The sequence below is a fragment of the Flavisolibacter tropicus genome (genome assembly GCF_001644645.1).
Taxonomy (GTDB): Bacteria; Bacteroidota; Bacteroidia; order Chitinophagales; family Chitinophagaceae; genus Flavisolibacter; species Flavisolibacter tropicus.
Genome location: NZ_CP011390.1, coordinates 3,325,551 through 3,347,524 on the forward strand (window position 1 = coordinate 3,325,551; position 21,974 = coordinate 3,347,524).

The following is a 21,974-nucleotide window of genomic DNA, read 5'->3' on the forward strand; positions in this document are numbered from 1 at the left end:
CAAACGATGAGTGAACAAAAACAGGTATTAATTGTAGATGATGACAGCCGCAACATTTTTGCACTGAAGGCCACCTTAAAAGCCAAAGACTTTGCCTGCCTCTCGGTGATGGATGCCCGTGAAGTGTTGCCAATGCTGAAAACCAATAAAGGTATAGGCGCTGTATTAATGGATATGATGATGCCGGAAATAGACGGTTATGAAACCATCGCCCTGATCCGCGCTGATGAAGAGATTAGGATGACACCTATAATAGCTGTAACAGCACAGGCAATGGTAGGTGACCGGGAAAAATGCCTGGCTGCTGGCGCTGATGATTATATTTCAAAGCCGATAGATGTAGATATACTGTTAGAGAAATTGAATCACTATTTAAGCAAGTAATGTGGAAACAAGGTTGCTGCGGGAAGAAGAAATAACATTGTTGTTGCAAGAGGTGTACGATACCTATGGTTACGATTTCAGCAATTATGCAAGGGCGTCGCTAAAAAGACGCATCACCCGGCTAATGGTGCTGGACCGGTTTCCCTCCTTTGCCGAGTTGCTGTATAAGATCAAGTCGGACGCCGACTATATGAAACGTTTTGTTGAGGAAATCACGGTGAATGTAACAGAGATGTTCCGGGATCCTGAAGTATATAAAACGTTGCGTCAAGAGATTCTACCCCTGCTGGCTACCTATCCGCTAATTCGTATCTGGCATGCCGGATGTGCAACCGGTGAAGAGGTATACTCTATGGCTATTGTATTAAAAGAATTGAACCTCTTACATAAGTCTTTATTGTATGCTACCGATATCAATCCCGATGTACTGGAAAAAGCAAAGCGCGGCATATTTCCGCTCAACCAGATGAAGCAATACACGGAGAACTATATTCAATCGGGCGGGAAAGAGGCCTTTTCCAACTACTATGCGGCCAATTATGAATACGCCAAGTTTGACGTATCACTAACATCAAGAATGATCTTTGCTACACATAACCTGGTATCAGATAAATCATTCAACGAATTCCAGTTGATCCTGTGCCGCAATGTGTTGATCTATTTTGACAAAGACCTACAAGAAAACGTTTTTCAATTATTTGACAATAGTCTGGAAGGATTAGGTTTCGTGGTGTTGGGCGCCAAAGAAACCCTTCGCTTTTCCTCCATTATTAAAGGGTATAAACAATGGAACAAAGAAAAAATCTGGAGGAAGATCAGCTAGTAGCTAAGCAGCTCCTGGTCATTGGCGGTTCGGCCGGAAGTCTGGATGTATTGCTTCGCGTGTTACCACGCCTGAAGTCAAAACTGCAAACAGCCATTCTTATTGTACTGCATCGAAAAAGTTCAGCGCAGACCTCCCTGGCCGATCTGTTTTGTGTTAAGACCAAACGTAAGGTGAAAGAAGCCGATGATAAAGAATGCATCCAGCCGGGCATGATTTATCTTGCTCCTGCCGATTATCATTTACTAGTAGAGCAAGACAAGACGCTGGCCATGGATGACTCTGAAAAAGTAAACTATAGTCGTCCAAGCATTGATGTTACATTTGAAACAGCGGCCGATGTATTTACCAATAAACTAACCTGCCTATTGCTTTCTGGTGCCAACAACGATGGAACAGAAGGATTAAAGCGCGTAAAGGAAATGGGTGGTAAAGTATGGGTACAGGACCCCAGGAACGCTGAAGTTTCGCAAATGCCTAAAAATGCATTAGCCACTATTGAAGCCGACGCTATTTTAGAGGAAGATAAAATGGCAGACTTTATCAATTTATTGGATTAACCAACTCACTAAAAAAATTACGAAATGAAAGAGCCACTTGTAATCTTACACGTTGATGATGATGAAGACGACCTTTTTATTATTGGTGAGGCTTTGAAAACCGCACACGATTCTTTACATATTGTAAGCGCCGGTGACGGCAATGAGGCACTGCGCTATTTACAAGGAAGTGATACTACTCCCCACCTGATCATCCTAGACATCAACATGCCGGGAATGGATGGCCGGGAAACCCTGAAGCACCTAAAACAACACGAGCAATGGAAGTCTATTCCTACAGTCGTTTTATCTACATCTTCTGATCCGCTAGACCAACAGTTTTGCAAGAATTACGAAGTAGACCTGCTCACCAAGCCTATGGAAATTATTGAGGTGCGCAAAACTGCAGAACAACTGCTTCAATATGTATAAGTTCTAAAAAGTTCTAGCTACTGCCAGTCTAAATCTATTTAGGTCCCGTTAATGTAGCGCATCTCCCTTATTATAGGTGCTTCCATACATCATTAAACATCTCATCAGCGTTTTTAAAGCAAGAAACTAACCGACCAGTTTTATTAGTATTCCAACTATCAGGCAATTGATTATCGAATCTTGAAGTAGCGCTGCTTGCTTTAAACACAAAATAGCAAAGCGTCGACACTTTATAGATAACCAACGATTGCATGCTTATTGAGGTGTTTAAGATTGGGCTGATGTTTGTATAAGATTAGAGAGATACAGTATCCTACTCTGGAAACGTTGCGTTTTACAATCAGTTTGGAATAAAATAGATACTTAACAATGACAGGCAGTTTAAGAAAGTCCGGCATTGAAGTGCTGGGAGACATTCCATGGGGAACGCATTTTTGTCAGTTCTATGAAACCCCGCAAGATCTGTTATACACAGAAGCCGCTTTCTTCAAGGCTGGCTTGCAGCATAATGAATATTGCCTCTGGATTTTATCAGAGACCAACAAAGAACTAACTGTAGAAGAAGCGGCAAGCACATTGCGAAAACTATTGCCAGACCTGGATGATTATTTAGCAGCAGATAAGTTAGAAATTGTTTCGCGCGAAGAATGGTTTCTTAAGGAAGGCATCTATGATCTTAAGGCAATTGCCGAGCGCTTTTCAGAGAAGCTAAAGCAGGCACTCCTTAGAGGCTTTGACGGCATGCGCGTGAATGGCGGTGGTGCCTGGCTACTGGACCATTTTGAAGGTGAGCTGCACAAACTTGAAAAGAAGATTGATCAATTCATTGTGGGCCAGCCCTTGATCATATTATGCAATTTCCCACTTCCCCACATTTTAGGCAACGACATGTTTGATGTAATGCACAATCACCAATTTGGAATTGCCAGGCGATATGGCAAATGGGAAGTATTTGAAACACCAGAGTTATTACAAGCCAAGGCCTCCTTAAAAAAAATGAATGAGGATTTGGAGCAATTGAATAATAAACTGGAGCAGCGCGTGGCTGAACGAACTCAACAATTAGACGAGGCTGTCCAATACCTGAAAATTGAAATAACTGACCATAAAAAAGCAGAAGAGTTACTCACTGAATCGTATCAACAAATCCGTGCACTAACAGAGCATTTACAAAACATTCGGGAAGAAGAACAAATCCGGATTGCCCGTGAACTCCACGATGAGATTGGACAACAATTAACGGTGTTAAAACTGAATGCCGATTGGCTCAGAGAGGAAATAGATTCTCCTGATAAAACCATACAAAAGAAATTTAAGGATCATATGGCTATGGTTGATACCGCCATTCAATCGGTGAGAAAAATTTCTACAGAGCTTCGCCCCTCGGCACTTGATGATATGGGGCTGGCCGCCGCCATGGACTGGCACCTCAATGAATTTGAAAAACGGACCAACATTCAATCTTACTTCTTAAAGTCTGAAAAACAACCGGAACTATCAGCCAAAGTTCAAACTGCTTTCTTTCGCATCTTTCAAGAAGCGCTGACCAACGTAGCGCGGCATGCAAGAGCAAGTGAAGTAAAGGTGACGCTCACCCAAAAAAACAGCCACCTTCATTTGTCCATACACGACAATGGAGCAGGCTTCGACCCTCAAAAAGCAAAAGAAAAAAGGACGTTAGGCTTATTAGGGATGAAGGAAAGAGCGGCTATGATTGGCGCCAACTACCAAGTACAAAGCAAATCTGGCGAAGGCACTACCGTTTCCGTATTGCTGCCCATTCATGAATAATACTGCTTTAATAAAGGGGGCGTATTTAGTTGACAGATGACAGTAGACAGCTGACAGAGTGCAGCTCTTTATTGCCGACTATCACCTGTCAACTACCAACTGTCATCGGATATACGAACAGCCTAACTTAAAATTGGTATTCATAAGCCGCCTAAGTAGGTTACTGCAATAGCATCCACGTCTGCTTACTGATGGTCATATTTAATGCTATCCAAGTTTGTCCATTTACTTTTCGCTCTGCTTTCTTATCCGGATTGATTTGAAAACCAGCTTTCTCATAACATTTAATAGCGCTGGTGTTCCAGTCAAAAACATTCAGCGCTACGTCAGTTTGTTGCAACACCTCAAAGCAATACGTCAAAAGCAAAGAAACAATTTGCAACCCAATGCCCTTTCCTCTTAATTGCGGAGCGCCAATTACTATTCTACCCAAATAAGTGCTTTGGCTGGTTACATATACTTCTGCATGCCCGATGGTTACATTGCCCGCATCAACTACTTTAAAAGCCATTCGGTTTTTATTACCAAAGGATTCATCCAGCTGCTCTCGAGTTAAAGGAAATGAGAAGGCCGGACCCGCAAACTGCATCAGCGTTTCGGCACTGTCAACCCAGGAGATCAACAACTCATAATCGTTATAGTCAAATTTTTCTAACCGAATCATCTGAAGTTTATTTCACTTGCCAGCAACTGTATGAATAGCTCCTACAATAGTACCAGACCTTATTCTTATTATTGAAAGATAAGAAGTCGAAACTGCTTTGCTATAACTACTGGCAGACAATTACGCCTTACTGTATAGTTTAACGACCATTTCTACCTGTAGCTGTTCTAAAAAAGATTCATCGTGTGATATAATGATCAACGTTCCCTGGTATTCATTAATAGCCGCTGTAAGAATTTCAATGTTTTGAATGTCCAGGTTGTTTGTGGGCTCATCCAGTACAATTATATCGGGCGCCTGATGACCAATGGTCAGGCAACAAAGCATCAATCGCATTTTCTCTCCGCCACTGAGTGCACTACAGGGTTTATCCCAGTCTTCTTTTGTAAACAAAAAGCGGGTAAGCCTTATTTTCACTTCATGCTCCTGTAAAGCAGTAGTGTTAAATTGTTCGGCCTGCTCGTACACTTTTAGCTGGTTGTTAATGAGCGAATAATCCTGGTCAATATATACCGAACGATTACTGGCCCGGTAAACGGTTCCAACAGGCGGCTCTAATTGCCCAAGCAGGATCTTTATCAAGGTGGTCTTCCCTGAACCATTCAAGCCTTTCAGCGCCATACGCTGCCCACTTGTAATTTGAAGATCCAGGTTCTCTTTCCAAAGCAGCTTATGATTGTAAGCGTAGTTGATACCCGACGCCGTAAACAATATTTTACCCTTGTGCAAGGCGGAATGATCAAAACCCAATTTCATTTTATCAATTTCCGGCAACGCGGAACGTATTTCCTGCAGCTCCTGCGAAATACCGCCGATCTTTTCGGCATGTACCGATTTGATTTTAGAAGTACTGTTTTCAGCACTATTACGCAGCGTATTCAACATAATAGTGGGCACACCCGCTTTTTCCTGTTTCTTCTTGCCTCGTGCATCCAGCTTTTGCTGTCTTTCCAAGGTTTCTCTTTCTTTCTCTTTGGCTTTGCGTAAGGCTTTCTCTTTGCTTTTTACATCTTGGGACAGTGCCTCATTTTCAATCTGTTTCTGCTCTGCATAGAAATCATAGTTACCACCATAAACAGTGATTCCCTTTTTACTTAATTCACAAACTGTATCTAACAGGTTTAATAACTTCCTGTCGTGACTTACAATCAACAACGTGCTGGGCGTATGGCGCACAAACGCATACAGCAGTTCCCTGCCTGCTGTGTCCAAATGATTACTAGGCTCATCTAATAATACCAGCTTAGATTGATGTATAGAAATGCCCGCCAGGAACACCTTTGTTTTTTGCCCGCCACTTAAAGAGCCAAGCCTTTGTGTCAGGTCCAGATCCTGCAGTTGCCAGTAAGCCAATGCCTCATTGCATCGTTCTTCAATAGTCCAGTCATCATCAAGTACGTTCAGGTTATCTTCAGTTACCTGGCCTTCAAGGATCTCTTTAAGAGCACATCGTTTTTCTTCAATGCCTAAGGCCTGGGCAATGCTTAGCTCATTGTACTGTCCGAAAATTTGCGGTACAAAATAAGGCTGGGTACCAACCTGCAATTGTCCTTCAGCGGCCTGCAATTCGCCTGCTATGATTTTTAATAATGTTGATTTACCAGAACCGTTATTGCCAATTAGGGCTACTTTATCGCGATTGTTTACAGTGAGGTTGATGTCTTCAAACAACAACTCCTTATTGGGATGTATATAGGAAAGATTTTGTAGAATAAGCATGTTTCTTTCTTTGAAAGGTGAGAAATGGTAGTCTTCTGCTGCGGCAGCCAACGACCTGTCTTGTCAGAAAGAAATTTTATTCTACATGGTTGAGCTTATTGAAAGAGGGGCAAAGATAAGGATGTTTTCCACTCTGGCTTGTTAATATGACGGAGCTTGCTACATCCTAACACCAAATACTAAATAGCAACCTCGCCTGGATCACTAACAACATCCATATGTTGCTTGTCTTTTGCTAACCGTTGCGCTATCATACTTACTACAATTAGCTGCAACGCATGATACAGCATTAACGGCAATAGCAAAATACCTGTCATAGTGCTGTTTCCAAATAGCACTTTTGACATAACGGTACCATGCACCAACGATTTTTTTGAACCGCAAAAAGTAGCGGTAATGGTATCTTCCCTATTAAAGGAAAGAGCCTTGCAGATTAATGAAGTAATAATGTAAGCCACAAAGAAAAGAGCCAACATACAAACACCTAAAAGCAACAATTCTACAACGCCAATATTATCAAACAGGTGTTTTGCAAACGATTCGCAAAAAGCGGTGTAAACAATAGTCAGGATAATAGCCTGATCAAAATACTTTAGTTCTTTCTTGTAGTGCTTTGCCCAATGCCCCCATTTTTTGTTTAATGCCAAACCCAATACCACCGGTACCAGCACTTGTAAGACGAGCTTTAAAATGATGTCCGTCATATTTACATTTCCTGAACCGCCTATGTTTACCATGCTCATCCACACCGGTGTAATAAATACACCGATAATGCTTGAAATACTGGCATTGAAAATAGCCGCTGGTATATTGCCTTCGGCAATGGACACCATCACTACTGATGATGACACAGTTGAGGGCAGGCTTGCCAAGAAAAAGGCGCCCAGCCACAATGGATAGGCGGTAGTAGGAATAAGCCCTTTAAAAATTAAGACTAGTAAAGGGAATAAAATGAATGTGCTGCCGTGTACGATCGTATGCAGTTTCCAATTGCGCAGGCCAGCTCTCAGCTCGGCAAAGTTTAGTTTCAGTCCATAGAAAAAGAAGATGAGCGATACCCCATAACTTGATAGAGAAGAAAGAGACCAAGGGCCCTCACCCGTGCCACCCTGTGGAAACAGCTTTGCCAGCACGATCATACCTATAAGCAGCAGGATAAAACTATCTAACCCAAAGCGAGAAAGAATGTGCAACACACGTTTACCATACGACCCCTTACTGCTCATATTCTATTTTTTTTGGCGCCAAAGGTAAGTGCAATAATGAGCAACTTGCTTCTTACTAAAATCTGATTGGCAGTTTACAGTTGGGAGTTAACAGCTTACAGTTGTGAGTTGACAGTTGACAGTTGGGAGTTGGCAGTTGACAGGGGATAGTTGTGAACTATATATAAACAGAGCATTTGGACTTAATAGTATCTGACTTAAAATGGTTCTATCCATTCAAGCGATCTGCCAAAGCTTTCTTTTAAAAAAAAGAGCGTTAGGATAGCGATAATGATGCAGGCAATACCCACCAGGGCAGCACCGGTTATTAAACCAAAGGTTGGCCTAAGCAGCAGGAATGCCGGCGCCACAACAATGGGTAAAAGTCCACGAATAAAGTTGGGAGCCGAAATGGTGGCCGTAGCCCTGTAATTGGTTCCAAAATGCTCTGCTACAAAAGTAACCAGCAGGGATAGGTAACCTATGCCAATACCCAGGATAGCACATTTTACATAATACCCCAATGGAGTAGTAACAGGAAAGTATAAGTAAATAAGGATACCGATAAGTGTAATGAACAGGAATAACAAAAGTGCTTTTTTACGACTACGCAACACCTGGCTCACTACCGTACAAAGAATATCGCCCAGTGAAATAGCGATATAGGTAACCATCACAGCTGTACCTGTAGCGGGCATTGGCGACATACCCAATGCTTTAGCAAACTCAGGTGTGGCTGTGATCAGTATGCCTATTACAAAGAAAATAGGCAGCCCCAGAATGATCAATTTTATAAATGTAAAGGCCAGACGTTTATGCGTCATCAACTTTAGAAAGTTCCCCCTGCTTACCTCTGTTGCTAAAGCCCTTTTAAATACGGGGCTTTCCTTTACACTTATTCTCAGGAACAATAATACCAGGCCCATGATACCACCTAGCCGGAAGGCAAACCGCCAATCGTAATGCTGCCCCACATAGGCTGCGGTGGCGGCGCCAAACATACCTACTGCGGTTACCAGCATAATACCATACCCTCTTTTTTGAGGTTTCATTATTTCGCTGATCAGCGTAACACCTGCACCCAACTCGCCGGCAAGCCCAAAGCCTGATATAAATCGTAAAAGGCGATACTGCTCAACAGTAGTAATATACCCGTTTAAAAAATTAGCAACAGAGTAAATAATGATGGAGCCGAATAAGACTGAGAGTCTTCCTTTCTTATCGCCCAGAATGCCCCAGACAATGCCGCCTGCCATCATGCCGATCAGCATCCAGTTCAGCAGGCTTAATCCCACTTGTAAAATATTCTCTTGATTTACACCTAGCTCCATTAAACTATTGGAGCGGACCACGCTAAATAATAGCAAGTCGTATAGATCCACAAAGTATCCCAATGCGGAAACAAGGATGGCAGGCCATAATGACTTGTGGTTTTCTGACATTTTATGGATGGCGCTGTATTAGGTATTTTATTTTTGTTAAAAACAACGTTGCCGTGCAGCTGCAACAACAGCCGATCACTAGTTCTACACGCTCGTATCAATTTCCTATTGAAAGATAGCGTATACCCTTCATGACGGCAATACAAGCGATGGGGATTCTTAAATACAAACAGGGATACTACATGAAACAGCGATAAAGACCCAGCAGGCATATAAGCCTAACAGACCGTTCTTCCACTTCAATATAACATGTTGTTTAAGATATTATCATTACCTTTTCTTACTATTTTAATTTGGCTGGCGCCGGCACACACACTCGTATAATTAATTAAATCAGAAATGAGATCCCCATCTTATTTTGAAAAGAAACTTCTCTTTTTCTTTCTTTGTATTCTATCCGGCATTCTTACGCTCGCCATTAAAACGTACGAAAACAACCTGGTGCATGAAAATACCACCTGGTGGGTGGAGCATACCAAAGAAGCGCTATATAGATCAACGCATTTATCAAACGACGTAAAAGATATGGAATCTGGCGTCAGGGCGTATGTTATAACCGGCGACAGTACTTTTCTTGCTCCTTTCCTAAACGGCCAGCAATTGCTCTTTGATCAGATTGACCATTTAAAAACACTAACAACAGACAACAATATACAACAAGCCCGGATCAAGTACTTACAATCACTAGTCTCTGAAAAGATCAATGCTGCCCAGCATAGCATAGATCTTAGAAATACCTATGGATTTTCGCTTGCACAAGCCTTCATAAAAGAGGGAGGTGGTAGCTATCGCACCAAACACATTGATAGCTTAATCAATAGAATTGAAGATGAAGAAGAAAATTTATTGGCAGTACGTAAACAGGCCGACGCCAAGAGCAGCTATTACTTTACTATTTTTTATTTTGCCTTGATAGCTGTTTTAGTGGCTATCATTACCGTGTTTTTTATAGCCTTATGGAAAAACCTAAAGGCCCGAAAGCTGGCAGAGACCTCGTTAAGGCAAAGTCGTGATCTCTTGCAATCTATTGTTGACAATACCAGTTCAGTTATCTATGTAAAGGACCTTAGAGGAAGATTCACCTTATTCAATAATCAGTTCAAAAATCTATTCAACCTAGACAGCTGGGAAGCCATTGGAAAAACGGCACTTGAATTACTTCCCGAAGCGTATGCCCATCAACAGACCCTGAATGACAACAGGGTAATAAGAGAAGGAATACTAATAGAAGTAGAAGAAGAGCTTGAGATCAATGGCCAATGGAACCATTTTTATTCTATAAAGTTTCCCATACAAAACCAAAAAGGAATCACCTATGCTGTAGGTGGCATTTCTACTAATATTACCGAGGTCATCAGTAAACAACAATTAGAAAAACAACGAGAGATTGCTGCTACTACCATTGAAGCACAGGAAAGAGAACGAAATCATTTAGGAAGAGAGCTGCACGACAATGTCAACCAGCTATTAACCTATTCAAAGCTCTGCCTTGAAGTGGCGGAAACCAATGCTGAGCTTCGCGAATCGTTCCTGGAAAAGTGCAAAACCACTATAGTAAATGTCATTACAGAAATCCGCAATCTTTCACACACCCTTACCTCTCCTTCATTTGAAGGCGAACGGTTTACCGAGTCTATTGCCGATCTGGCACAGGATATACGCTCCAGCAGCAGTATAAAGACACAAGTACGATTTAGTTCAGAAGATGAATTAAATGGCCTGCCAGACAAAGTAAAGCTGACGCTTTATAGAATTATTCAGGAACAGCTGAATAACATTTTAAAATACGCCCGGGCCAATACGATTACTATTGAGCTCATACAACAGAAGAAAGATATTAAACTATTGATCGCAGATGATGGTGTGGGCTTTGACGCACTCTCAAAAGCTAAGGGTATTGGTTTTAGAAATATCCAAAGCCGCACAGAATTCTTATTTGGTACTATGCAAATTACCACAGCCCTCAATCAAGGCTGTACATTACTGGTTAAAATTCCAGAGAAAGGGTACGCTACTGCGTAAGTAAACCATTTTTCAGATATCACCCTTGAGCGTCTAAGCAAGTCTTCCTACCAGGCCTTCTATATGAATAAATAACGCATCTCTATTTTTAACCAGTTTTAACAGATAAAACAGGCAATAAAAGAAGAATGAAACGTTTCCCATTCAGGCAAAACTCATCACCAAACTCTGGATTTAAATGGTGATGTAAGGTATAGCAGCGTTAAAGCAACTATTGCTAATAATTATAAATCACATAGACAACCTTTTTCCGCTCCCCGCCGTATATTATTTATGCCCGGAAAATGCCGTTCGTCGCCTTTTAGCATAGTTTCCATAACTGAAACGTACCGCCCATTTTGATCCCACCAGAAAGCTGTTCGTATTAACGTACCTTCATCCAGCAACCTTTTTAAACCAGCTCTTCGTTCGTACCCCTTTTGTAACCTCCTAAAAAAACCGGTGTATGCAGACGAATAGCAAAACGGGTATTTGCTTATTGATGCAAATGGATAAAGGGATGAGTATGACGGTGCTGCTGACGATCCTGTTGAGCTTGCTGGTTACAGTGGGCTGTAGAAAGAATGAACAGCCGCCTTCGCAAAACCTCGACCTTCAACTGGTAGCCGACAATTTTGTTTCTCCGGTTGTTCTTTTGGAATCGCCCGATAGCACGCACCGCTTATTCGTTGTTGACCAGGTGGGTAAAGTATGGATTCTGGATGCCAGCGGTAAGCGTCTCTTACGCCCCTTTATTGATATCAGTAGCAAAATAGTTCCCTTGGTGTCGGGCTACGATGAACGTGGACTGTTGGGTATGGCCTTTCACCCCGATTTTAAAACTAACGGTAAGTTCTACCTGTTTTATACAGCACCGCCACCAACTGCCTCCCCTTCTAGGGATTCCAGTACAGCACAACCCACAATATGGAACAACATGAGTCGTGTTTCCGAGTTCCAGGTATCGGCAGCCAACCCTAACCAAGCCTTGCTGAATTCTGAACGTATTATTTTGGAAGAGCTGCATCCACAATCCAACAACAATGGCGGTACTATTGCATTTGGCCCTGACGGCTACCTCTATATATCCATTGGCGATGGTGGCAATCAAAATGATATCGGCCCTGGGCATGAGAAAGACTGGTACCATGCCAATGCCGGCGGCAATGGGCAGGACATTGAAGCCAACTTAATGGGCGATATACTGCGTATTGATATAAACGGATCAGGCAACAATCAAAACTATTCTATTCCACCCAGCAACCCATTTGTAGGCACAGCAGGCCGCGATGAGATCTATGCCTACGGTTTTCGTAATCCTTACCGGTTTTCCTTTGATAAGGGCGATATGCAATCACTATATGTAGCTGATGTTGGCCAATCGCTTTACGAAGAAATAAATCGGGTAGTTAAGGGTGGCAACTATGGCTGGAACGTTAGAGAAGGCACCTATTGCTTTAACGCTGCTGATGAAACAAAAACATTAACCACCTGTCCCGATAGGGATACTTTCAATAACTTATTGCTTGACCCTGTCATTGAAATGAGGCACCTTACCAATCCTGCTGGCGGCGAAACAGTGGCCATAGTGGGCGGTTTTGTATACCGTGGCCAGGACATACCTGACCTGGATGGCTGGTACATCTTTGGCGGTTTATCGGCCAGTGCCAGAAGCCCTGAGGGTCAAATCTTTCTTACTTCACCCAGCAGCAGTATAAGTGATTGGCCTTTTCAAAAAATAACCTTTGCCAGTTACTCCAACAATATTGGCTATTGGCTAAAAGGTTTTGGGCAAGATCTAAGAGGAGAGATCTATATACTGGCCTCTAAGTCGTTTGGCCCGTCCAGCAATAGCGGCAAAGTATTTAAGCTGGTTGTTACAGGTGGTAGCAACGCCTGATTGTAGTAGTTGACAGGTGGCAGTTTGTAGTTGGCAGTCGACAGTTAATAGTTTACAGTTGAAAGATGACAGTTGACGGTAAGCGGTGGTCAATTACCAGCTAACGATAATAAATAGGCGAAGTTTCTCTCAAAACAAATCCATTTTTCATCACCGGCAGCGGCTAAAGCGATAGGAGCAAGTGCAGAGCTTCAGTGCTAGAGTAGCGCCAAAATTGTAGCCATCAGTTTGTAACCTTTCAGGCCATCAACAACTCTATAGAAGTAAAATCGTCTTATATGCTTTACGTTGCTATTGGCCTATTTGCATTAGCCGCTGTATTTGGCCTACTGAACTTAAAAAACTGGGCCGTTGCCAAGCACCCGCCACGCCCTGTTGTATATAGCCATGGTCTTTTTGCAGCTACCGGCCTGGTATTACTATTGGTGCACACACTGCGCCAACCAGCGCAGGCATTAACTACTAGTTTGATCTTTTTTATTTTAGCAGCATTGGGTGGCTTTTTCTTGTTCTACCGCGACATTAATGGAAAGGTCGGCCCTCTAGGGGTAGCCATCTTACATGGTTTACTTGCTGTAACTGGGTTTATTATTCTTTTAGCTGCTGTTCTATAAAAAGATAAAACATTACAATTAGCCATCACCCTTATTCATACAAATCTCCAGGGCTAGAACAAGACTTTATCAAAGTTTTGCGCCAGCCTGTGCAAACAGTTGGCTGTTGACTCTCAACTGCCAACTGTCCTCTATCCCCTGTCATCTTATCCTTCAGGGAATTAAAAACGGCAGTAAGCCCTCTTTAACTTCAATCTTTATTGCCTGCTCTTTTTTCATCTTGATCACTTCATCGTCTACGTGCAGGTGTGTGCCTTCCCAGGTAATGGCAACTGAACGTGCCTGAAAGCGTGTATAATTGAAGGGACGCTCTTCGCCATTTATTTTATCAGCTATGTATTGTTGAAACGTTGCGCGATCGGCTTCTGTAACGGCTACAATATCCAACACTCCATCATCTGGATTAGCATCGGGCGCCAGGAATAGGTTGGGCCCAATTGATTTTGTATTCATCACTTCCAGCAATATAAACTGGCCGGAATGATCAATACCATCTATCTGCAACTGGCAGTGATGTGGCTCATAGGTAAGTGAAATATCATATAGCAGGTGCAGAGCGGCAGCCATGCTTTCTTCCGGTGTTTCATCTTCTACCACTTGCCGCTCTTTCATTTTCAGCATCAGGTAGGGAAATATGCCAATACCCAAACTCTCCAGGAACAACGCTGCCTCTTTCACGTTCTCAATTCTTCCTACATCGTATTTCAGCAGATTTTCCTTTTTCCATGATTGGATCAACGGTGAAGTGTCATCTGTCAGCTGCAGTGTCTTGGCAATATTATTAGCCGTACCATAAGGCAATAGACCAATGGGCCAGATCTTATCAATCATTTTACGATTGAGCAAGCGCTTGGCCACATTGCGCACAGTACCATCGCCGCCTGCAATCACAAGGAAGTCCACATCGTAATCAAAGTCTTTCCACTGCTTGTCCTTTACCGATGCATACAGGCATTCATATCCGTGTTGCTCTATCAACGCAATAAGCTCTTCCTTACTATGCTCTTCATCTCCCGCTCCAGGATTATGTAACAATAACGCACGCTTCATATCATAAACTGCTTAGTATAGATGGGTTGAAAAAATGATACCACTGTGCTGCATTCATGGCACTAAAAATGTAAATCACTGCATATGAGAATCCTTATTACAAATGATGATGGTATTTATAGTCCGGGTATAGCAGCGTTAGCCAATATAGCCTCCCAATTTGGAGAAGTAATAGTGGTTGCCCCCGATGTAGAGCAGTCCTCAATGGGTCATGCTGTTACGCACTCCCGCCCATTGACCATCAAGAAATCGCCTATTTCATTTGGAAGTATTGAAGCCTTCCGTATCAACGGTACACCGGCCGATTGTGTGGCCATCGGCACTCATTTATATACCAAGGTCGATGTGGTGCTCTCGGGTATCAACATGGGGCCAAACTTGGGCAACTCAATGTGGCACTCCGGTACATTGGCTGGTGCCAAGCAAGGTGTGCTGCTGGGCTTAAAAGGCATTGCGTTTAGCACACCAGTAGGCAAATCGGAACCCGATTTTGATACACTGGCACCCTATGTATCAGAGTCACTGAAAGTGTTGTTAGATGCGCCGGGCATTGGCTTGTACAATGTTAATTTGCCTCCCGAACCACATGGCATCAAGTGGACGCGCCAGTCGGTACGCTTTTACGATGGCCAGGTGGTACCCGGAATTGACCCCATGGGCCGTAAACACTATTGGTTTACCGTAACACCACTGGAGCCGGCCGAGGAAGACTCAGATCGCTGGGCGGTAGAGAATGGCTATGTATCCATTACGCCTTTACGGTTAGACCTAACCGATGAGCAGACCTTGAAAAAGCGGCAGCAACAACAGCCGTTGGATGAATAAGAGGGCGAGGCGGCAAGCTATACGCTGCACGCTGCACGTAGAGGCGCCGGTGGCGCAGAGGGAATCACGGAGGCACTGTGAACACAGAGAGGCACAGAGGGAATTGTCTGAACCGGGATTTGGGGAGATTTAGGGATTGGAAGGAAATGGCTGATGTAAAGATGGCTGATGGCTGATTTCAGTTGACAGGTTAACAAGTTGATAAGTTGATAAGGAAGGAAGAATATTGAACAAGGAATGAGGAAGAAAGAATGAAGAAGAGTTGGCAGGTTGACAAGATGATAAGTTGACAAGGAAGGTTTCACGCAAAGGCGCCAAGATGGGAAGACGCCAAGAAAGACTGACTATAATAGAAAAGTACTCCTAGACGAGGAGCGCTTTTTATATAACTCTTTACCTATTCTCTGTGACGCTCCGTGCTCTCTGTGCCTCCGTGGTTCCTCCCTCTCTGCGTGGCTGCCCAAAACAATTCAGCGCAAAGCGCTCTTTTTACACATGCGTAATAAAAGCCGCAGCATTGCTGGTATCTATTACTGCTTTTGAAAGGCTTTTGTGAAATAGCCTTGAAAGGGCTTTTCTACCATAGGCACCCATGATGACCACCTTAGGGCTAGTATCAGCATTAACAATGTTGGCCAACTCCTGAACCCTGTTTCCAGTGATCACTTTTGTTTCAACCGTTGAGTAATGCAGCGACAGCCATGGAAGAACTTGCTTTTCCTCCGGCAACGTGGTTATATCATGGTCAGAAACGTATACTACTTGTAGCGGTACATCTTTCCACTGGGGAAACAGGTAGGTAAACATTCGCATGGCATAAATACTGGACACGCTTCCATCATATGCCAGCACCAATTTACCAGGGGCTTCAAGAGTTTGTTTGGTTAACAGCACCGGGCAATGCGAATCCGTTAACAAGTCGGACAATAGATACTCGTAAAAATTAGACTTGGCATCGGCCAGTAACAGGTCGCTAAAAGCGGTAAGCTCTAGCAGTTCGTCTAACGAGTAATCGTTCCGCTCATCAATAGTGTATGACAATCCTGCCAGATCAGATACATCTTTAAAGGTTTGAATGGTAGCGCTAATGATCTCACTATTTTCCGCTGCTATATTTTCGCCCCGCAGTGGATTATCTACCAGTATAAGATCGTTGGGAAAGAAATAATTGTACTCCGGATCAATGGGCGCTTTATTCAAAAAGATCGCATGAATGTGGCAGTTAGCCATTTTGCCGATATTGGCAGCCGCATCCATTAAATAGCCAGGCACTTGCAAACCATCTAAGATCAATAACACCTTATTCATAATCCATTGCTTTTAAAATCCATTAAAGCCTCGCTCTGATGGGTAGAACAAATAAGCTGCAAGCTGTACGCTTCAAGCTACAAGCAAAACAGCCTCTTTAATGTGTACAGCGAGACGCGTATAGCGTGCAGCTGCAACATTTTCACCACTCACCATTCACCATTCACCACTATCACACCACGCTCACTTCCCCATTTTCACTCTTATACACGAAACAGAAAGAATACATTAACAGTTGCTGCAACAGGTAGGGATTGAAATGACGACAGCCTCGATAACGCTTGATCACTTCGTTACGGGTTAAATAAATACCAGATTCCATGAAGGGATGGAAATGAGAAGTTACAAAGTACATGGGTCAAGGGTTTTTGAAAGATAACAAAAGAACATACCATTTCCTATTGCTCAGCATTACGGAATTATTATGTTTCTTTTGGTGGACCGCTTCAAACTATACGCTGCACGCTTAGCGCCTGTGGCGCATGCAGGAGGAACCACGGAGGCACTGGGGGAGAATTGTCTGAACCGGGATTTGGGGAGATTAAGGGATTAAGGAGAAATGGCTGATGGAATGGTGAGTGAGGAGAGAGCTGCAAGCTATACGCTGCACGCTGCAAGCTAAACAGCCGGGGGAAAGGAATATTGAACAAGGAACAAGGAAGGAAGAAGGAAGAAGGGAGGGAATGTTCAATGCCCAATTTTCAATTTTCAATGTTCACAGAAAGGTGTCACGCAAAGGCGCAAAGAGGAAAAGACGCAAAGAAAGCTAAGAGAGAAAAGAGTGGAAGAAGATTAAGAGAATAATGAACAAGGAACAAGGAAGGAAGAAGGAAGAAGTAGGAAAAATTCGAAAAGGGAAATTCGAAATGCGAAAGGAAGAAAGAGGGAATGTTCAACAATCTGAAATGGCTACATGCTGTAAAGCCTCTTACTGTCAGGCGTAACTTGATTCTGAGCCTGTTGAAGGTGCGTATTTTGGGTCTAAGCGGGGTCTTCACGGCCTAGCCATATAGCATGGAGAGATCCGCTTGTGCTAGAATAACCAGACATCGTGTGTATTGTTATTGTTTGTACATCCTTTTCTAAATTTGGTTGTTGGTGCAGCCGCGGCACAAGGCCAAGATGAACACCAACAAAGGCGTAAAATTATGTAATAAAAAAAGCCCTGTAAAACAGGGCTTTGAACAAAAGAGTAATACCGTTTTAGCGAACTTTTTGTTCTGTAACTCTTTTGGCTTTTACAGTCTGTGGCTTATCTAAACTCGATAGGAGTTTAAGGTTGTCTACTAACATAGCTACAAGTAGTAAGCATACCAGGCCAATTAATATTATTTTCTTCTTTTTCATAAAGATGTATTTAACAGTGGCCACGGCCAGCTGTTAAGCTTAATGTGCAGTGTATAGAATCCCACTCATACCTAATATAACGTTCTTCTGATATACCCCAAGTTGCTGCACCAATTCCGATGCCATGCGTAATAGTCCCTCCCACACAGCCAGAAGCACCAAAGTTGTGGTTGTATACTTGAGACCAGTTCCAACCTAGAGTTACTCCTGCTGTATAAAAGTCCATTGAAGATACATTTCCTCCAGAAGTTTGAAAAGCTACTCTAAATGAAGAAAAGAAGCCACCCCATTGAGGGATTGGGGCGTAATAACTTCCAGTACCACAGCCTGTCTCATAGTCATATTTCTGAGATCCAGGCTTTTTCTTAGACTTTCCGCTTGGTGCGAAAGGCTCTGGCTCCGGCGCTGGATTTCCAACATAGGCCGATCCTGCACCCTAAGCATTCAATTGATTTATTGCATTACTTAAGTCAGCTGCGGCTGACTGATAATCTGAAAAGCTTTGGACTTGCATGCCAGCTGTTTGTGCAGGAGTTAATTCTACTATCCCAAACTCTGCTTGTAATTGATTTACTAAGGCCTGTTGTGCGGGGGTAAGAGCAGCATAAGCAGCTGATTGAGTGATGCTACGTTGAGTCGAAGTGCTGTTTTGAGTTCTTACTTTCTTTGTGCCCTCCAAAGAAACATTTTCATTGGGAGCGTTTGATAAAGGTTGGTCTTTTTTGGAACAAGAAGGAACGATACATACGGAAGAAATAAGGGATAAAACGATAATGACCCTAACTACTGTTTTTGTCGACATATGCATATGGTTTAATGGTTAAGAGCCAATATAAAATATCGGTTATGCATTTACTATAGTAGTTATACGGATACCAAAAATCTCCTATCAGACTATCACAATCTTAAACTTTACAATTATTTGCACTATGATTAAAATGCAAGGAAATGAGAAGGAATAGTCAGGACATATTAGATCGCTTGGACAACAACTTTAGATGGCTAGTGGCCATAATGGTCTTATGCTTTGCGTTAATGGTAATAGCGGTTATATAGTAAAAAGCCCTGTAGAAACAGGGCTCGGACCAAAACTAACTGCTTAAAATTAAGCTATACAAAGATGCGGAGAGAGAGGGATTCTCCACCCCGGACCTGTTACAGTCAGCGGACAAAAAACTAGCATTTGAGTGCCGCGCCGTCATCTCTCCGGCGCAAAAATCCAGGAAGAGATTTCAATGTTCAAAATCATAAAATCGTAAATCAGTAAAAGCTGAAAGTCTGATCGTATGAAAGTATGCAGGTACGTAGGAAGCTAGGTACGTTGATAGCTGGGTGGCTAGATAGCCATGTACGTTGATAGCTAGGTAACACTGGAGATGAGAGATCGAATGGATTCAGGTTTGAATCCCGCTGGGACTCAAACCCAGGACTCAAATCATAAATGTTACCTTTTTGTCCCTTTTGTTTAACTCCTTTTTCCTGCGCATCGATCACCGCTTTCACAATTTCTCGCTGCCTGCTTTTTTCCTGCTCTACAAGTTGGTGCTGCAGTGTTTTTAGTTCTGTAATATCATGTTGGGCACCAATCATTCTTATGGCTTTGCCAGACGCGTTACGAATAATATAGCCCTTATCAATAACCGTTTTATAACTGCCGTTGCCGTTCAGAGCCCGGTATTCTTCTTCCCAGTATTGCCGACCCGTGTCAGCAATGGCCTCGTGCAAACTTTCCTTTATCCGCTCCCGGTCGCTGGCATTGACTTCACTCAGGCTATCTTCCAATGTATGCCAGATCTTATACTCATTTTCAACCTCTTCAAAACCATCTGTTATTATCCGATTTGCTGCAATATCCCAATCCCAGATATGATCGGAAGTAGCTTTATTTACCAGTCGAAAACGCTCATTGCGTAAACTCAACTGTTCCTGCTTTTCTATTTCCTTAGTAATATCTACGGCCACTCCTCCTAAGTATTTTTTCGATCCTGGCAGATCAAGAGGAAATTTTAAAACCTTAAGCATCACTTTTTTACCGTTAGGTCCTACAGCGGTTTCTATAAATTCCATAGGCCGATCGGTTTTGAATACAATAGCATTATTCTCTAAAAACGGATCCACTATCTCTTTGGGAAATAATTGACTGGCATGTTTACCAATAGCATCGTGGTCTAGATGAAACGTTTGCAAATACAACTCATTAAAAAAACTGCAGTAGCCTTCATCATCGACAATCCAGGTAAGTGCTGGGCTGTGGTCCATAAATGCAGTAAATAGCTTTTGCATAGCAGAGAGGCTACCTCTAACTACCACCGCATCTGTAATGTCTCTGGAAATTAAAACGTACCCGATCAACTGACCAGCTTTATTATTGATACGATTGAGGGTTACATGTACGCTTATCTCTTTTTTATTCGGGTACACAACCAGAACTTCACCCGTCCAATGACCCGTAACACGCGTGTATTCGAAAGCCTTGTCAACAGTACCACCTACAACAAAATACTCTGCTAGCGCAAATAAACTTTGACCGAGTACCTGATCTTCAGTAAAGCCGAATATTTTTTCAGCTGCATTATTCCAGCTTTGGATTATAAAAGATGTATCGGTACAAACTGCGGATTCGGATATGGCATCCAACAAAGCTCTGAAGCTAATTAATGATTTGCCATACTTTACATTGGCAGGCATGTTTACAAATTTGCTCTTTTAAAAAAAGCACCTGGTCTGGTCCGTCTACCGAGTATGGGAGGAGTATTTACACAGGAGGGAAGTACTGCTGTAGGGTGAGTAATAAATGACAAGAAAGACGCAACTACCATGAAAGCTCCCTCTCAATCTATCAAAAAACGTATCACTGTTAAAGGCGCTCAGATGAACAGTTTATTACGAATTGCAGTAAAATAATTTTGCTTCTACCAAAACTATCTCTTGAGCAAAAGTAGACTATTGTTTTGAAAAATGTCTTTAGACTACAGCGCACGCCATACTAGGTTGTAATCAACAGTAATGCTTTATTCATACAGCATTACTTGTCCAATAATGAAGAGGTAAAAATGCTAAGCAAGCAGGTTCTAAATCAACAATAACGCCATGAAACCATTGAACTTTTTAAGAGCATTCTTTACTGGCTGACTGTAATATATCTTTTTTGAGTTCAGGCTCTGATTTTCTTCTTCGCCTCGTGGCTACCCTATTTTGCTTATGGCTATTCATCTTGCCCGGTATGAGCAAGCGCCCATTAGGCTTAACCTTCCATTTTGATAAATAGCGGGCTTGCTTGAAACGGAGAGCTGGTGTTGCTACTGCTGGTTTTGTTTCCCTTACAGTAAGTGTAGCTTCTATTGTCTTAGGAATAGCAACCAATTCTTGACCATATGTGATCAAGGCTTGCTTTATTTCGTCAATGCTCTTTCCCTCACGCATCAGGCATCCGACCTCACGGGTGAGTTTACCAATCACTCCTTTTCCTTTGGCTTCTTTGGGCAGCTGGTGGTAGATCTCTGAGGCCAGTTTGGAAGCTTCGCCAAACTTTTCCGCACTTTTTCTAGAGCGGGCAAAGCGGGGATCGGTGCGGAAGCGTTTGCAGTTCAGGGAACTTTTCTTTCTAGCCAAATACTGGCCTTCCATTTTATAAAAGGTGATGTCATCGATGGTGCCGGTGAAGAAGAGCGGGCCTGCTTGTCGTGCCATTGGTGTATAGATTATTGGTTACTGATTATTGCTAAATATTTTAGTAAATTTACGCCTTCTCTTCTGCCTGTACAAGCTTTGTGATTGCTTTAGTTATACACATGTAAGCGGCTTTTAATACCAGTTGTTTCCCCTCTCTGTTCTGACTTGTTACTACATCTTATTAGCCTTTGATACGGAGTAAGGGAGGAGGCCATACGGAGTAACCTAGTATTCTATACGGAGTAACCATGAAGGGAC

Annotated in this window: 22 protein-coding genes; 9 read left to right on the forward strand and 13 right to left on the reverse strand. The window is 42.7% G+C overall.

Annotation, left to right across the window (positions count from 1 at the left end; all coding sequences use genetic code 11):
• Positions 1–6 precede the first annotated feature (6 nt).
• From SY85_RS14000 to SY85_RS14015, 4 genes are read left to right on the forward strand one after another with little or no spacing between them, the layout of a single operon-like run.
• Complete coding sequence (locus tag SY85_RS14000) at positions 7–384, forward strand: response regulator (protein ID WP_066405488.1); 378 nt, start codon at positions 7–9, stop codon at positions 382–384.
• 1 nt (position 385) lies between these two features.
• Complete coding sequence (locus tag SY85_RS14005; RefSeq protein WP_226998835.1) at positions 386–1,207, forward strand: CheR family methyltransferase; 822 nt, start codon at positions 386–388, stop codon at positions 1,205–1,207.
• Positions 1,171–1,767: a chemotaxis protein CheB gene (locus SY85_RS14010; RefSeq protein ID WP_066405490.1), complete on the forward strand. Its 597-nt coding sequence runs from the start codon at positions 1,171–1,173 to the stop codon at positions 1,765–1,767. Before SY85_RS14005 ends, SY85_RS14010 begins: the two co-directional genes overlap by 37 nt.
• Before the next feature lie 24 nt (positions 1,768–1,791).
• On the forward strand, positions 1,792–2,178 hold the full coding sequence (locus SY85_RS14015) for a response regulator (RefSeq protein ID WP_066405492.1): 387 nt from the start codon (positions 1,792–1,794) through the stop codon (positions 2,176–2,178).
• A gap of 70 nt (positions 2,179–2,248) precedes the next feature.
• On the opposite strand, the gene SY85_RS25470 is transcribed toward SY85_RS14015, so the two are convergent.
• Positions 2,249–2,431, reverse strand: coding sequence for a hypothetical protein (locus tag SY85_RS25470; RefSeq protein ID WP_148661200.1), 183 nt, complete (start codon positions 2,429–2,431; stop codon positions 2,249–2,251).
• Between the two features lie 116 nt (positions 2,432–2,547).
• On the opposite strand from SY85_RS25470, the gene SY85_RS14020 reads away from it, so the two are divergent.
• The gene (locus SY85_RS14020) at positions 2,548–3,969 is read left to right on the forward strand and encodes an MEDS domain-containing protein (RefSeq protein ID WP_066405494.1); all 1,422 of its coding nucleotides are present in this window, start codon (positions 2,548–2,550) and stop codon (positions 3,967–3,969) included.
• 160 nt (positions 3,970–4,129) lie between these two features.
• Here SY85_RS14020 and SY85_RS14025 read toward each other — a convergent pair whose 3' ends face one another.
• From SY85_RS14025 to SY85_RS14040, 4 genes are all read right to left on the reverse strand, one after another.
• Positions 4,130–4,633 (reverse strand): GNAT family N-acetyltransferase, encoded by a 504-nt coding sequence (locus tag SY85_RS14025; protein WP_066405496.1) that lies wholly within the window; start codon positions 4,631–4,633, stop codon positions 4,130–4,132.
• Positions 4,634–4,753: 120 nt separating this feature from the next.
• Positions 4,754–6,352 (reverse strand): ABC-F family ATP-binding cassette domain-containing protein, encoded by a 1,599-nt coding sequence (locus SY85_RS14030; protein ID WP_066409783.1) that lies wholly within the window; start codon positions 6,350–6,352, stop codon positions 4,754–4,756.
• A gap of 179 nt (positions 6,353–6,531) precedes the next feature.
• Entirely contained in the window at positions 6,532–7,578 is a 1,047-nt protein-coding gene (locus SY85_RS14035) for a bile acid:sodium symporter family protein (RefSeq protein ID WP_066405498.1), read from the reverse strand.
• A 197-nt stretch (positions 7,579–7,775) separates the two neighbouring features.
• Positions 7,776–8,999 (reverse strand): MFS transporter, encoded by a 1,224-nt coding sequence (locus tag SY85_RS14040; protein ID WP_066405500.1) that lies wholly within the window; start codon positions 8,997–8,999, stop codon positions 7,776–7,778.
• Positions 9,000–9,338: 339 nt separating this feature from the next.
• Between SY85_RS14040 and SY85_RS14045 the strand changes: the two genes are divergently transcribed.
• The 3 genes from SY85_RS14045 to SY85_RS14055 all read left to right on the forward strand — a co-directional run bounded on the left by SY85_RS14045 (position 9,339) and on the right by SY85_RS14055 (position 13,514).
• Entirely contained in the window at positions 9,339–11,021 is a 1,683-nt protein-coding gene (locus tag SY85_RS14045) for a CHASE3 domain-containing protein (RefSeq protein WP_066405501.1), read from the forward strand.
• A 445-nt stretch (positions 11,022–11,466) separates the two neighbouring features.
• Entirely contained in the window at positions 11,467–12,900 is a 1,434-nt protein-coding gene (locus SY85_RS14050; protein WP_082886456.1) for a PQQ-dependent sugar dehydrogenase, read from the forward strand.
• A 278-nt stretch (positions 12,901–13,178) separates the two neighbouring features.
• Positions 13,179–13,514 (forward strand): hypothetical protein, encoded by a 336-nt coding sequence (locus SY85_RS14055; RefSeq protein ID WP_066405503.1) that lies wholly within the window; start codon positions 13,179–13,181, stop codon positions 13,512–13,514.
• 153 nt (positions 13,515–13,667) lie between these two features.
• Here SY85_RS14055 and SY85_RS14060 read toward each other — a convergent pair whose 3' ends face one another.
• Positions 13,668–14,564, reverse strand: a complete 897-nt coding sequence (locus SY85_RS14060) for a diacylglycerol/lipid kinase family protein (RefSeq protein ID WP_066405504.1) — start codon at positions 14,562–14,564, stop codon at positions 13,668–13,670.
• 84 nt (positions 14,565–14,648) lie between these two features.
• Here SY85_RS14060 and surE point away from each other — a divergent pair, with 84 nt between their 5' ends.
• Positions 14,649–15,389: a 5'/3'-nucleotidase SurE gene (gene surE / locus SY85_RS14065; protein WP_066405509.1), complete on the forward strand. Its 741-nt coding sequence runs from the start codon at positions 14,649–14,651 to the stop codon at positions 15,387–15,389.
• 489 nt (positions 15,390–15,878) lie between these two features.
• Here the strand turns inward: surE and SY85_RS14070 are convergent, their stop codons facing one another.
• From SY85_RS14070 to SY85_RS14095, 7 genes are all read right to left on the reverse strand, one after another.
• Positions 15,879–16,697, reverse strand: coding sequence for a universal stress protein (locus tag SY85_RS14070; protein WP_066405511.1), 819 nt, complete (start codon positions 16,695–16,697; stop codon positions 15,879–15,881).
• Between the two features lie 172 nt (positions 16,698–16,869).
• Positions 16,870–17,052, reverse strand: coding sequence for a hypothetical protein (locus SY85_RS25475; RefSeq protein ID WP_148661201.1), 183 nt, complete (start codon positions 17,050–17,052; stop codon positions 16,870–16,872).
• A gap of 848 nt (positions 17,053–17,900) precedes the next feature.
• Entirely contained in the window at positions 17,901–18,044 is a 144-nt protein-coding gene (locus tag SY85_RS25665; protein ID WP_158512974.1) for a hypothetical protein, read from the reverse strand.
• Positions 18,045–18,054: 10 nt separating this feature from the next.
• Entirely contained in the window at positions 18,055–18,270 is a 216-nt protein-coding gene (locus SY85_RS14075; protein ID WP_066405513.1) for a hypothetical protein, read from the reverse strand.
• 210 nt (positions 18,271–18,480) lie between these two features.
• The gene (locus SY85_RS14085; protein ID WP_066405517.1) at positions 18,481–18,846 is read right to left on the reverse strand and encodes a hypothetical protein; all 366 of its coding nucleotides are present in this window, start codon (positions 18,844–18,846) and stop codon (positions 18,481–18,483) included.
• A 458-nt stretch (positions 18,847–19,304) separates the two neighbouring features.
• Positions 19,305–20,732 (reverse strand): PAS domain-containing protein, encoded by a 1,428-nt coding sequence (locus SY85_RS14090; protein ID WP_066405519.1) that lies wholly within the window; start codon positions 20,730–20,732, stop codon positions 19,305–19,307.
• Positions 20,733–21,152: 420 nt separating this feature from the next.
• Entirely contained in the window at positions 21,153–21,734 is a 582-nt protein-coding gene (locus tag SY85_RS14095) for a hypothetical protein (RefSeq protein WP_066405524.1), read from the reverse strand.
• Positions 21,735–21,974 lie beyond the last annotated feature (240 nt).

Coding starts and splice junctions, on each gene's coding strand:
- SY85_RS14085 (WP_066405517.1), bottom strand. CDS start 18,846: ATGTCGACAAAAACAGTAGTTAGGGTCATTATCGTTTTATCCCTTATT.
- SY85_RS14095 (WP_066405524.1), bottom strand. CDS start 21,734: ATGGCACGACAAGCAGGCCCGCTCTTCTTCACCGGCACCATCGATGAC.
- SY85_RS14075 (WP_066405513.1), bottom strand. CDS start 18,270: ATGGACTTTTATACAGCAGGAGTAACTCTAGGTTGGAACTGGTCTCAA.
- SY85_RS14040 (WP_066405500.1), bottom strand. CDS start 8,999: ATGTCAGAAAACCACAAGTCATTATGGCCTGCCATCCTTGTTTCCGCA.
- SY85_RS14070 (WP_066405511.1), bottom strand. CDS start 16,697: ATGAATAAGGTGTTATTGATCTTAGATGGTTTGCAAGTGCCTGGCTAT.
- SY85_RS14090 (WP_066405519.1), bottom strand. CDS start 20,732: ATGCCTGCCAATGTAAAGTATGGCAAATCATTAATTAGCTTCAGAGCT.
- surE (WP_066405509.1), top strand. CDS start 14,649: ATGAGAATCCTTATTACAAATGATGATGGTATTTATAGTCCGGGTATA.
- SY85_RS14020 (WP_066405494.1), top strand. CDS start 2,548: ATGACAGGCAGTTTAAGAAAGTCCGGCATTGAAGTGCTGGGAGACATT.
- SY85_RS14035 (WP_066405498.1), bottom strand. CDS start 7,578: ATGAGCAGTAAGGGGTCGTATGGTAAACGTGTGTTGCACATTCTTTCT.
- SY85_RS25665 (WP_158512974.1), bottom strand. CDS start 18,044: ATGAAAAAGAAGAAAATAATATTAATTGGCCTGGTATGCTTACTACTT.
- SY85_RS14055 (WP_066405503.1), top strand. CDS start 13,179: ATGCTTTACGTTGCTATTGGCCTATTTGCATTAGCCGCTGTATTTGGC.
- SY85_RS25470 (WP_148661200.1), bottom strand. CDS start 2,431: ATGCAATCGTTGGTTATCTATAAAGTGTCGACGCTTTGCTATTTTGTG.
- SY85_RS14000 (WP_066405488.1), top strand. CDS start 7: ATGAGTGAACAAAAACAGGTATTAATTGTAGATGATGACAGCCGCAAC.
- SY85_RS14010 (WP_066405490.1), top strand. CDS start 1,171: ATGGAACAAAGAAAAAATCTGGAGGAAGATCAGCTAGTAGCTAAGCAG.
- SY85_RS14015 (WP_066405492.1), top strand. CDS start 1,792: ATGAAAGAGCCACTTGTAATCTTACACGTTGATGATGATGAAGACGAC.
- SY85_RS14025 (WP_066405496.1), bottom strand. CDS start 4,633: ATGATTCGGTTAGAAAAATTTGACTATAACGATTATGAGTTGTTGATC.
- SY85_RS14060 (WP_066405504.1), bottom strand. CDS start 14,564: ATGAAGCGTGCGTTATTGTTACATAATCCTGGAGCGGGAGATGAAGAG.
- SY85_RS25475 (WP_148661201.1), bottom strand. CDS start 17,052: ATGTACTTTGTAACTTCTCATTTCCATCCCTTCATGGAATCTGGTATT.
- SY85_RS14050 (WP_082886456.1), top strand. CDS start 11,467: ATGCAGACGAATAGCAAAACGGGTATTTGCTTATTGATGCAAATGGAT.
- SY85_RS14045 (WP_066405501.1), top strand. CDS start 9,339: ATGAGATCCCCATCTTATTTTGAAAAGAAACTTCTCTTTTTCTTTCTT.
- SY85_RS14030 (WP_066409783.1), bottom strand. CDS start 6,352: ATGCTTATTCTACAAAATCTTTCCTATATACATCCCAATAAGGAGTTG.